General features: G+C 64.1%; 11 protein-coding genes and 1 pseudogene. All 12 read left to right on the top strand.

What is annotated here, in order from left to right:
* Nucleotides 1–522: 522 nt before the first annotated feature.
* A pseudogene (locus B348_RS1000000132295) lies at nucleotides 523–619 on the top strand (transposase); the annotation flags it as partial.
* 265 nt (nucleotides 620–884) lie between these two features.
* Nucleotides 885–2,468 carry a ShlB/FhaC/HecB family hemolysin secretion/activation protein gene (locus tag B348_RS0123065; RefSeq protein ID WP_017738395.1) on the top strand — a complete coding sequence of 528 codons (1,584 nt, stop codon included), beginning with the start codon at nucleotides 885–887 and terminating at the stop codon, nucleotides 2,466–2,468.
* Nucleotides 2,469–2,492: 24 nt separating this feature from the next.
* Complete coding sequence (locus B348_RS0123060; protein ID WP_017738394.1) at nucleotides 2,493–4,292, top strand: DUF2341 domain-containing protein; 1,800 nt, start codon at nucleotides 2,493–2,495, stop codon at nucleotides 4,290–4,292.
* An 11-nt stretch (nucleotides 4,293–4,303) separates the two neighbouring features.
* Entirely contained in the window at nucleotides 4,304–4,729 is a 426-nt protein-coding gene (locus tag B348_RS0123055; RefSeq protein ID WP_017738393.1) for a biopolymer transporter ExbD, read from the top strand.
* Nucleotides 4,730–4,732: 3 nt separating this feature from the next.
* Nucleotides 4,733–5,437, top strand: coding sequence for an energy transducer TonB (locus tag B348_RS0123050; protein ID WP_017738392.1), 705 nt, complete (start codon nucleotides 4,733–4,735; stop codon nucleotides 5,435–5,437).
* A gap of 41 nt (nucleotides 5,438–5,478) precedes the next feature.
* Nucleotides 5,479–7,179, top strand: a complete 1,701-nt coding sequence (locus B348_RS0123045) for a putative porin (protein ID WP_017738391.1) — start codon at nucleotides 5,479–5,481, stop codon at nucleotides 7,177–7,179.
* Between the two features lie 19 nt (nucleotides 7,180–7,198).
* Complete coding sequence (locus tag B348_RS0123040) at nucleotides 7,199–7,825, top strand: hypothetical protein (protein WP_017738390.1); 627 nt, start codon at nucleotides 7,199–7,201, stop codon at nucleotides 7,823–7,825.
* Nucleotides 7,826–7,845: 20 nt separating this feature from the next.
* Entirely contained in the window at nucleotides 7,846–8,313 is a 468-nt protein-coding gene (locus tag B348_RS0123035) for a YbjN domain-containing protein (RefSeq protein ID WP_017738389.1), read from the top strand.
* A complete protein-coding gene (locus B348_RS0123030) occupies nucleotides 8,310–9,251 on the top strand; it encodes a peptidylprolyl isomerase (protein ID WP_017738388.1) in 942 nt (313 codons plus the stop codon). The genes B348_RS0123035 and B348_RS0123030 overlap by 4 nt, the downstream gene beginning before the upstream one ends.
* 51 nt (nucleotides 9,252–9,302) lie before the next feature.
* On the top strand, nucleotides 9,303–10,280 hold the full coding sequence (locus B348_RS0123025) for a LysR family transcriptional regulator (RefSeq protein ID WP_017738387.1): 978 nt from the start codon (nucleotides 9,303–9,305) through the stop codon (nucleotides 10,278–10,280).
* 224 nt (nucleotides 10,281–10,504) lie between these two features.
* On the top strand, nucleotides 10,505–11,059 hold the full coding sequence (locus B348_RS0123020; protein ID WP_017738386.1) for a histidine phosphatase family protein: 555 nt from the start codon (nucleotides 10,505–10,507) through the stop codon (nucleotides 11,057–11,059).
* Between the two features lie 45 nt (nucleotides 11,060–11,104).
* The gene (cobF, locus tag B348_RS0123015; RefSeq protein ID WP_017738385.1) at nucleotides 11,105–11,860 is read left to right on the top strand and encodes a precorrin-6A synthase (deacetylating); all 756 of its coding nucleotides are present in this window, start codon (nucleotides 11,105–11,107) and stop codon (nucleotides 11,858–11,860) included.
* Nucleotides 11,861–11,862: the final 2 nt, after the last annotated feature.

Here is an 11,862-nt window from a genome sequence, read left to right as displayed (position 1 = left end):
ACTGACACACCGCCATCGCGGGCAAGCCCGCTCCCACACAAGCCCATTCCCATATTTTTGGTTGTGCCCGGCCTTGCGAAATTGCCCCCCAGCCAATCCTAAATGAAGCTTTCATGACAAAAGTTCGGTAGCTCCCACCCACGCCTGTCTCTCCTATGTAACGCGCTGGATACGATCAAAAGTCGTCGCCAAAGCCGTCAGCAGGACGCCAGGAGTGGGGCAATGGGAACTATGGAACGTTACTCGAAAGTCGGTATGCAGGAGCTCGATCAGCGCCTGTCGAAGATCGTCGAAGCCGCGCGCAAGAAGCCGGTTTCGGTGTACCGCTACGGCGCGCCGTGGGTGTGGATCGTCTCCCAGGACGATTGGCAGGGCGCGTTGAAGGAAGTCTCCAGCTTTATCCCGGCGGGGCATTCGCTGGTGTTGCTGCGCCCGCAGATCGACGAGGTGCTCGACAGCCATCGCGACTGGCTCCAGCCCGAGCCGGGCATGCTGATTGCGCCGCACACCGTGGTGCACATCCTCCTGCTGCAACTGCTGTATTCGGTGCCCAGCGAGCAACAACTGCACGAGCAACTCAATTACAACCTGCTGTTCCGCTGGTTCGTCGGCCTCGACCTGAACCAGAAAGTGTGGGGCATCCATGTCCTGCAACGGGACATCGCCAGCGTGCTGGGCAACCCGCGTGCGGTGCAGTTGATCCAGACCATCATCGGTGAAGTGTTTTGTGGCGCCTTGCTGCACATGCCGGAGTTCTCGCTGAACTTCGCCTTGCTGCACACCTGGCTGGCCCGGCACAGCCACCTTTCGACAACCAGCAATTGAGCAGGCCAAACGCCGTGCAAACGGCGACGGCGCAGAATCTTGGAAAGTTAGGGGGCGGTGTGGAGCATCTGTTCAAGTCAACGCTGGCGCTGTGCTGCCTGACGCTGGGGGCTTTGGCCCTGCCCGCGCAGGCCGAGGAGGAGGGCGCGGCACGCCGGGTGGACGTCAATGAGTACTTCGTGCGCGGCAATACGGTGCTCGATGCGGCGGCGATCGAAGAGGCGGTGTACCCGTTTCTCGGCCCGCAAAAGACCTTGGGCGATATCGAAGGCGCCCGCGATGCGCTGCAAAAAATCTACCAGGCGCGCGGCTACCAGTCGGTGTTTGTCGAGCTGCCGGAGCAGAAGGTCGATGACGGTATCGTCTACCTGCAAGTCAGCGAAACCAAGATCGGCCGCGTGCGCGTGGTCGGCGCCAAGCATTACTCGCCGGTGGAAATCCGCGACGAAGTGCCGGCTCTCAAGGAAGGCGAGGTGCCGGACTTTGCCACCGTGCAAACCCAGCTCGCCGGCCTCAACCGCGGCGTCGGGCGCCAGGTCACGCCGCTGGTACACGAAGGCCAGCGCCCCGGCACCATGGACGTGGACTTGCAGGTGGAAGACCAGAACCCCTGGCACGCCAGCCTCGGCCTGAACAACGACTACAGCGCCGACACCGAAAAGCTGCGCTCGGTGGCCACCCTGGGTTACGACAACCTCTGGCAATTGGGCCACAGCATCTCGCTGACCTACTTCACCGCGCCTCAGGACAGCAGCAACGCCAAGGTCTGGTCGGGTTCCTATAGCGCGCCGCTGGATGAGCGCTGGACCTTGCAGTTCACCGGTTACCAGTCCGACAGCAATATCGCCACCATCGGCGGCAGCAACGTGCTCGGCAAGGGCCATTCCTACGGCGTGTCGGCGATCTACAACCTGCCGGCGACCAATGTCTGGGCCAACTCCTTCTCGTTCGGCATCGACTTCAAAGACTTCGACGAAGAGATGCAATTCGGGGCCAGCCGCGACCAGGTGCCGCTCAAGTACGCTCCGTTCACCCTCGGCTACAACGGCTATCGCTACACCGAGCAATCCCAGTTGGGCCTGGGCCTGAACCTGGTGGTGGGCACGCGCGCGTTCTTTGGCTACGGCAGCGATGCCGAAGAGTTCGACTACAAACGCTACAAGGCCAACGCCAGTTTTGCGGTGCTCAAGGGCGACCTGAATTACACCTACACCTTCGCCAACAACTGGCAGTCGGCGTCGAAGGCGGCGTTCCAGCTGGCCTCGGGGCCGTTGGTATCCAACGAGCAGTACTCCGCCGGCGGCGCCACCTCGGTGCGCGGTTACCTGGCGGCAGAGCGCACCGGGGACGAGGGTTACTTGCTGTCCCAGGAGCTGCGCACGCCGTCGGTGGCCAAGTACCTCGGCAGTTATGTGCAGGAGTGGCGCTTCTATGCGTTCGCCGAGGGCGCGCGCCTGCGCCTGCACGACCCGCTGCCCGAGCAAGAAGACGAATACAGCCTGGCCAGTGTCGGCCTGGGCACCCGCGCCAGTTTGAGCAAATGGTTGTCCGGCAGCCTGGATTGGGGCTACCCGCTGCTCAATGGACCGAACACCCAGAAACAGGACTCGCGACTGCACTTCAGTGTGCAGGCGACTTTCTGACTTTTTCTTTCGGAGACTTCACCCATGCAACGCCTAATCCTGAGCCTGTTGATCTGCCTGGGCTTCACGCTCCCGGCCACCGCCCATGCCTGGTGGCAAGACGACTGGCACTACCGCAAGCAGATCACCGTGGACACCACCGCCCAAGGCGCCGCGATCAACCAGGCCCTGGGCCGCACCGCGCTGCTGGTGCGCCTGCACACCGGCAACTTCACCTTTGACGGGGTCAAGGACGACGGCGCCGACCTGCGCTTTGTCAGTGCCGATGACAAGACCGTGTTCAACCACCAGATCGAAAGCTTCGACCCGCTGATGGGCATGGCGCTGATCTGGGTCGATGTGCCCAAGGTCGAAGGCGGCCAGCGCCAGGACCTGTGGATGTACTACGGCAACCAAAAAGCCCCGGCCACCAGCAACGGCCAGTTGGCGTTCGACCCGAACTACACCGCGCTGTACCACTTTGACGGGGCCAACGGCACCCCGGCCCGCGACACCACGGCCTACGCCAATACCTCGCTCAACGCCACCGGCGCGAGCATCGACGGCGTGATCGGCCGCGCCTTGCAGTTCGGCGGCCAGCCGCTGCTGTTGCCGGCCAGCCCATCGCTGCAACATGCCGCAGGCGGCGCGTTCACCTTCAGCGCCTGGTTGCGCCTGGATCAGGCCAGCGGCGAACAGATCGTCCTCGCCCGCCGCGACGGTCCCCACAGCCTGCTGCTGGGGTTGAACCAGGGCACGCCGTTTGTGGAAGTCGATGGCCAACGCGTGGTCTCCACTCAACCGCTGAACCCTGGGCAATGGCAGCACCTGGCGTTCACCGCCGAGGGTGAAAAAATCGCGCTGTATGTAAATGGTCGCGAGACGGCCAGCCTGGCGGTCGCACTGCCAGCGTTCAATTCCCAACTGGCGATTGGCGGCGACCTGCCGGACGCCGGCACCACGCATCTGCCGTTCGCCGGCGCCATCGATGAGCTGCGCCTGTCCAAGGTTGCGCGCCCGGCCACATTGTTGTTGGCCGACGCCAGCGCCCAAGGTGCCGAGTCGAAACTGGTGGCCTACGGCGTCGATGAAGAGCAGTCGGGCTTTGGTTTCGGCAGCCTGGGCTTCTTGCTCAACGCCGTGCCGGTGGACGCCTGGGTGATCATCCTGGTGCTGGTGGCGATGATGTTCCAGTCGTGGGTGATCATGCTGCGCAAGAACCGCCAGGTCAGCCGCGTCAGCGGCGCCAACGAGATTTTCCGCGAACACTTCGCGCAGATCGGCACGCGCCTGGAGATGTATGCCGATGACGCCCCGCTGGGCCAGCGCTTGCAGCATTCCTCGCTGTGGCGCCTGTACCTGGTGGCGGTCAAGGAGATCCGCACCCGCCGTGCCCAAGGCGCCGACACCTCGTCGGTGTCGGCGGCGACCATCGAAGCCATCCGCTGCTCCATGGACGGCGTGCGCACCCGCGAAAACCAGGCCCTCAGTTCCAAGCTCTCGACCCTGTCCAACGCGATCGCCGGCGGCCCGTACATCGGCCTGCTCGGCACGGTGCTGGGGATCATGGTGGTGTTCCTCGGCACGGCCATGGCCGGTGACGTGAACATCAACGCCATCGCCCCGGGGATGGCGGCGGCCTTGCTGGCCACGGCCATGGGCCTGTTCGTCGCGATCCCCGCGCTGTTTGGCTACAACCGCCTGATCACGCGCAACAAGGAAGTCAGTGCGGACATGCGTGTGTTTGTCGATGAGTTCATCACCCGCCTGGCGGAGATGCACGGCGAGAGCCAGTCCAGTGAAGCCGCGCACCGCCGCGAGCATCACGCCGCCGTCCCGGCCTGAGGAGAATCAGCATGGCTTCCGTAAACGCCTCCCACGACGATGACGATGATGCCGCCGTCGATAGCATCAACATCACGCCCCTGGTGGACGTGCTGATGGTGGTGCTGGTGATGTTTATCCTCACCGCCACCGCCCAGGTTTCGGGCATTCAGATCCACTTGCCCAAGGCCAGCGCCTCGGTGTCGCTGTCGGAGGCCAAGACCAAGGCGATTTCCGTCAACGACGGCGGCCAGGTCTTCCTTGACGCGTACCCGGTGACCCTTGGCGAGCTGGAAGAACGCCTGCGCATTGAGAAAGCGCAGAACCCGGACTTCCCGGTGATCGTGCGCGGCGACGCGTTGGTGCAGTACCAGAAGGTGATCGAGGTACTCGACTTGCTGCGACGGCTGGAGCTGTCCCAGGTCGGGCTGGTCACCGGCAAACCGAGCCAGGGCTGAGCCATGACCGCACAGATCCCGATGCCGCCCTTGCCGGTCAAGAACAAGCCGCCGCTGCGCCCGTTGAAGTGGGGCGCAGGCCTCTTGCTGGGCGCTGTGGCGGCCTGGTTCCTGTGGCAGTGGGCCAATGACATGAGTGGCGTGCGCCGCGAAGCGCCGAAGATCCCGACGATTATCCCGTTGCCGCCACCGCCACCGCCGCCACCGGAAAAGCCCAAGGAGCCTGAGCCCCAGGTCGAAGAAAAAATCCCCGAGCCGGTGCCCACGCCCGAGCCGGAAGAGGTCAAGCCCGCGGACGAAGCACCGCCTTCGCCGGCGGACGATTTGGCCAACCCGATGCAGATCGACGGCGATGCCCAGTCGGGCAATGACGGTTTCAACATCGGCGCCGGCAAAGGCGGCGGCATGGCCGGTTCCGGTGGCGGCGGTCTGGGCACCGGCACGTACAAGCAGTACCTGGCAGGGGTGTTTCAGCGCCTGCTGCGCGAGGACCCGGAGTTGCGCAAGAAGGCGTACGCGGTGCAGGCCGATTTGTGGCTGAACGCCGATGGCCAGGTCACCCGTGCCGAGTTGGCCAAGTCCAGCGGTGATGCCGAGACCGATGCCCAGGTGTTGGCCGCCTTGCGCGCGCCCCATGCCACGCAACGGGTGCCCGCCGCCGTAACGATGCCGGTACGCCTGTCCCTCAAGGGCCGGCGCCCGGAATGATCGAACCCTTTTCTACGGTTTTTTACAGGAGTTGCGTACACATGATTTCCCCCGTGAATCGACTGACCCTGGCGGTCGGCATGGTCATCGCGACCCTGGTTGGCCAGGCGACGGCTGCCCCGGTTGCGCCATCGGAAAACGTCACCATCAACCTGATCCGCCTGTTGGTGCAGCAGGGCGTATTGACCCAGGACACCGCCAACGGGCTGATCGCCCAGGCGGAAAAAGAAGCCCTGCAAGCGCGCCAGGCGAATGCCGCCCCGGTGGTCGCCGCAGGGCCTGCAGCTGCGCCAGGGGATGTGCGCGTGCAGTACGTGCCGCAAGCGGTGCGCGACCAGATCCGCGACCAGGTGAAAGCCGAAGTCATGGCCACCGCCAAGCAGGAAAACTGGGCCCAGCCCAATACCTTCCCGGATTGGGTGTCCCGCGTGACCTTTGATGGCGATATCCGCCTGCGTGACGAGTCGCGCTACTTCTCGGGCAAGAACGACGACACCATCACCGACTACGCCAAGCTCAACAACAACGGGCCGTATGACGTCAACCCGGCCTCCAGCACGCAGCTGCCGCCGTTGCTCAACACCCGCGAAGACCGCGAAAACCTGTTCCGCATCCGCGCCCGCCTGGGCATGAAGGCGGTGATCTCGCCGGAATGGACCGCCGGCATCCGCCTCGGCACCGGCTCCGACAACAACCCGGTGTCCACCACCCAGACCCTCGGCGGTGGTTTTGGCAAGAAGGACATCTGGCTCGACCAGGGTTACCTGAGCTGGAAAGCCTCGGACATGGTGACTTTGACCGGCGGGCGGATCGCCAACCCGTTCTATTCCACCGACATGATGTATTCCAACGACCTCAACTTCGACGGCGTGGCGGCGATCTTCAACCACCGCCTTGCCAGCGACTGGAACCTGTTCGGCACCCTTGGCGCGTTCCCGGTGGAATACACCTCGGACACCGCCAGCAGCAACGGCTTCGACAAGGAAGAAAGCGACACCAAATGGCTGTTTGGCGGGCAGATCGGCGCCGATTGGCAGATCAATCGCAGCAACAACCTCAAGCTCGCGGGCGCCTACTACCAGTTCCAGAACATCGAAGGCGAACGCTCCAGCCTGTGCAAGCCGTGGGAAGGCAAGCCGGGTTGCGACACCGACGGCTCGCGCGTGGCCTTTATGCAAAAGGGCAACAGCGTGTTCAACCTGCGTGACATCGCGCCCAACCCGGCCACCCCTGGCAAGACGCCGGAGCCGCAGTTCGTGGGCCTTGCGTCCAAGTTCAACCTCCTCGACCTCAACGCGGTGTGGGACAGCGAGCTGCCAAGCGACTTCAAGCTGCGCAGCCAAGCCAACTTCATCCACAACCTGGGCTACGACAAGGGCGAGATGCTCAAGCGCAGCGAAGGCCACATCGTCAACAACCTCAACAGCAACGGCGAGTTTGAAAGTGGCGGCAATGCGTTGATGGTCTCGTTCACCCTCGGCAGTGCCCTGGAGATGCGCAAGCGCGGCGACTGGAACCTGTTGGCCGGCTACAAGTACATCCAGCCCGACGCCTTGCCCGATGGCTTCAACGACTCGTCGTTCCACCTCGGCGGCACCAACGCCAAGGGCTACTTCATTGGTGCCAACTACGGCATCGAAAAGAACATCTACGCCAGCGCGCGTTGGTTGAGCGCTTCGGAAGTCTACGGCCAGCCGTTTGAAGTGGATGTGATGCAACTGGAACTCAACACGCGCTTCTGACGCGCACAGGAGATGCCACATGAACACGCGAATCTGCGGGCTGCTGTTGTTGTTCGTCGCCACCGGCGCCAGCGCCGAAGGCATGGAAGAGCGCCTGCGTACCCAACTGCGCAGCACCACCCAGCAGTTGCAGGCGTTGCAAAGCGAACAGGCCCAGGCCAGTGCCGCGCGCATCGCTGCGGAAAACCAGGCCAAGCAGGCCCAGGCGCAGATCAAGCAATTGACGGCCGAGCTGGAAAAGACCCGTGGCGTCGCCGAGCAAATGGCCGGCCAGCAACAGAGCCTGCACAGCCAGGCGCAGGCCCAGGTGGCGGCAAGCAACGAGCAGATCGGCAAGTTCAAGAAGGCCTACGAGGAACTGCTGGTGCTGGCCAAGGGCAAGGAAGCCGAGCGCGCCAGCCTGCAAGCCAAGCTGAGCGAACGTGACACACAAGTGCAGCAATGTGCAGTCAAGAATCAACAGATGTACGGCGTGGCCCAGCAACTGCTGGCGGCCTACGAAAAAATCGATGTGGCCGAGGTGATGAGTATCCGCCAGCCCTTCGCCAGCGGTGCGCGGGTCAAGTTCGAGGAACTGGCCCAGGGCTTTGGCGACGATTTGTACAAGAGCCGTTTTGATGCGCCCCAGGCAACTGCCAATCACTGATCGACAAGGAAGACTTCACCATGAGCGAATTGATCACCAGCGTCACCGTCCAGAGCCTCACCGAACTGCTGCAGGAAGCCGGCTACCGGGTCAACCCGAGCGAGCAGAACGGCATCGTGCAATTGCTCAGCGCCAGCCAGGGCATCGGCTTTGCCGTGCGTTTCGGCAACCCGGCGGGCGAGCAGGGCGGCTATGTGGATTTCACCTACAGCTGCGCGCTGCGCATCCAGGGCGAACTGCCGGAAGGCCTGGCCCAGGTGTGGAACGCATCGCGCCGGTTTGCGCGGTTGTCGGTGCAGGGTGAATTCCTGCTGATGGAAATGGACGTGGTAGTAGCGGGCGTGAGCGTCACCTACCTGCGCAGCCAGCTGGAACTGTGGGACCGCCTGTTGCAGGAGTTCATTGTCTACCTGCGTGAATACAGCCAGCAGGCCGCGCAGTTGCAGGCCGCCGCGCAATCGGTGGGCGAAGAGGCGCCGGTATTGTGAAAAAGCCAACCTTGATGGTCGGCGCGGGTGCGCTGGCCTTGCTGGTGGTGGCCGTGGGCTTGAGCCTGCGGCCGGGCAGCGACCCAGTGGCGGCGCAGCAACCGGCGCCGGTGCTCGCCGCGCCGGCGGGCGGCCCGGCGGTGGCGCGCCTGGGCAACCAGCAGATCGACCTGACGGAAATGCACAGCGTGCTGGCGAGCCTGCCGGCCGAGACCCGCGAGCAGTTGCGCGGCAACCGTGGCGCGCTGGAAACCTGGCTGCGCTCACGCCTGGCGCAAAAGGCCGTGCTGGAACAGGCCGACGCCCAGGGCTGGCGCCAGCGCCCGGAGGTGGAGCAGCAGACCCGCGCCGCTACCGAGCAGATCGTGTTTCGCGACTACATGCTGTCGGTCAGCCAAGTGCCGGCGGGCTATCCCAGCGCGGCTGAGTTGCAACAGGCCTACGACGCCGGCAAGGCGCAGTGGGTGACGCCGCCGATGGTTCGGGTGAGCCAGATTTTCCTTGCCGTGAACGACCCGCAAGCTGCCGAAGCGGTGCGCCGCCAGGCCCAGGAATTGAGCCGCAAGGCCCAGGCCACGCCGGGGGATTTTGCCGCCCTGGCCACGCAGTATTCGCAAGACCCGAACACCGCCCCGCGTGGCGGCGATTCGGGGATGCAACCGTTGCAGCAGTTGGTGCCGCAGGTTCGCGAAGCGGTGGCGCGGCTCAAGGTCGGTGGTGTGTCCGACGTGGTGCAGAGTGCAGCGGGCTTCCATGTGCTCAAGCTCACCGCCCAGCAACCGGCGCGCACGGCGACGTTGGAGGAACTGCGTGAACGCCTGACCGAGGCGTTGCGCAGTCAACGTCAGGAGCAGATCGCCAAGGCCTACCTGGAAGGCATGCTCAACACCGCCACCTTGAGTATCGACGGCGCCGCGCTGAACAAGGTGCTGGAGTAAGTCGCGACAACCCGCATTGGATGCACAGACCAACAAGACAGGGAGTCTCCCATGGCATATCTAGAACCGTCCGGCCCCCAGGCGCCCGCCGCTTATCGCACGGCGAGCGAGCCGCGCAGCAGTTGGCCGGCCCTGGCCTGCGAGATCGAGCCGGAGGTGGCGCGCTACTTCCTGGTGAGTGCGCGCTGTGGCTGTTTCATGCAGGCAGCGCGCAGCCTGAATATCAAATCGACGCTGCTGCGCAAGCGCCTGGCGCAGCTGGAAGAACAGGTGCGCCATGCGCTGTTCACCTACCAGGGCAACGGCCTGGTGCTCAGCCGCGACGGCCTGCAATTGCAGGCGCAACTGATTGCGCTGGCCCATGAGCGGCGCCTGCCGGTGGTGGAACAGCCGCTGATCCGCCTGGCGGTGGCCGAGCCGATCCTGCACGACATCCTCGGCCGCGACCTGATCGCCTTGCTGCGCCGCAATGCCAGCGTGCGCCTGGAGATCATCTCCATCGACAGCCAGCTGTCCCTGCAAGCGGTGGACGTGGACGTGGTGCTGTGGCTCTCCGACACCGACGGCCCCGCGCCCGGCCCGAGCTTTCCGATCCAACCGCCACGCCCGCTGGCGCGCCTGCATTACCTGCCGCATATCGCCAAGCGCTACTCACGGCTGACCACGCGCCCCGACAGCGTGGATGACCTCGACGACTACATGCTCGTGCAATGGCAACCCGACGTGCAGGTCGGCGCCCTGCAACCGTGGAACCACGTGGTCGACCAACGCCGCGCCGCCGTGGTGCAAGTGCAGGCCTACTCGCTGATGCTGGAAATGATCCGCTGCGGCGCCTGCATCGGCTTGCTGCCGCACTACATGAGCAGCTTCGACCGCGGCCTGGTGGCGCTGCCGGGGTTGCTGGCCGACAGCATGCAGCGCCAGGTGTGGCTGGCGGTGAATGCCCAAGTGCAGGACGCGCAGGCGGTGCAGGTGATTGTCGAGTTGATCGTTGGCACGTTTGAGGGGCGCAAGGAGTGGTTTGACTGAGGTGATGGTGGCGGCTGGCCCAGCGCCATCGCAGGCAAGCCAGCTCCCACAGTTTGATCGGTGCAAACCTGATCTGGCCTGCAAACCCAATCCCCTGTGGGAGCGGGCTTGCCCGCGAAGGCGGCCTGTCAGCCAACACAGAAGCAACCCACCCGACACAATGCGTTGCACGCCGTGAATAACTGCGCCAGTCTTACAGGCCTTCATTTGTTGGCGTGAATCGCATGCAGTCCACCCGTTTGACCCTTATCTGCCATGCCGTCACGCCCCTGCAAAAACGTGGGCATTTTCCCGATGACGAGTCGGTGGCGATGGATTGGCAACGCGCGGCGCTGTCCTTGGCCGGTCGCTACAAGAAACCCCGTCGCCTGCTGTGTGGGCCGCAGGCTCGCACCCGGCAGACGGCAGGCTTGTTTGGCGGCGACGCGGTGGTTGAGGATGCATTGCGCGATGCTGATTTCGGACGGTGGAAAGGCCAGGGCGTCGGCCGCTTGGCGGGCGACGGCTTGGAAGAGTGGCTGACCGACAGCGCCAGCGCCCCCCACGGTGGCGAATCGGTGGATCAGGTCTGCGCGCGGGTGGCGCAGTGGATGCAGTCCCTGGAAACCCAGCCCGGCCATGTCGTCGCCATCACCCATCCCTTCGTGATCCGCGCCGCCATGCTGTACGTCATGCAGTTTCCGCTGTCGATGTTCTACCTGATCGACGTCGAGCCGCTGTCCGCCACCGAGCTACGCTTCAATGGCGTTTGGCGCCTGCGCCTGGAAACTCACGCCTGAGCCCCTGAACATGGCAAAATCCACGCCCCGCAATGAGAGCAACCCATGAAACGCATCCTGATCATCGGCATTGGCGCCGGCAACCCTGACTACATCACGATGCAGGCCGTGAAGGCGCTCAATCGCACCGACGTGTTTTTCCTGATGGACAAGGGCCAGAGCAAAGACAAGTTGATCGACCTGCGCCGCGAGATCTGCGAGACCTACATCACCGAGCCCGGTTACCGCTTCGTCGAGGCCGACTGCCCCGAGCGCGTGCGCGGTGAAATTGACTACACCACGGCCGTGCAGGACCTCAACCGCGACAAGCAGCACACCTTTGAACGCATGATCAACGAGGAAATGGCCGACGGTGAAGTGGGCGCATTCCTGGCCTGGGGTGACCCGGCGCTGTACGACAGCACCATCCGCATCCTGCAGGCGATCCTGGCCAGTGGGCACTGTGTGTTTGAATTCGAAGTGATTCCCGGCATCACCAGCGTGCAGGCCCTGGCCGCCCAGCACAAAGTGCCGCTGAACCGCATTGGCCGCTCCATCGAGATCACCACCGGGCGCCGTTTGGCGGCAGGGCAGGCAAGTGATGCGGATACGCTGGTGGTGATGCTCGATGCGGAAGATTCCTACCGTACCGTGGCCGACCAGGACCTGGATATTTACTGGGGTGCCTACCTGGGCACGCCGGACGAAATCCTGATCAGCGGCAAAGTCGCTGAAGTGGCCGACGACATCGAACGGGTGCGCAAGGCCGCGCGGCTGGCCAATGGCTGGATCATGGACACCTATCTGCTGCGCAAACCCTGAGG

It is taken from the genome of Pseudomonas sp. CBZ-4 (assembly GCF_000346755.1).
In the GTDB taxonomy this organism is placed as follows: Bacteria; Pseudomonadota; Gammaproteobacteria; order Pseudomonadales; family Pseudomonadaceae; genus Aquipseudomonas.
The sequence above is the reverse complement of the archived record's forward strand: the minus strand, read 5'-3'. Positions and strand labels throughout refer to the sequence as shown.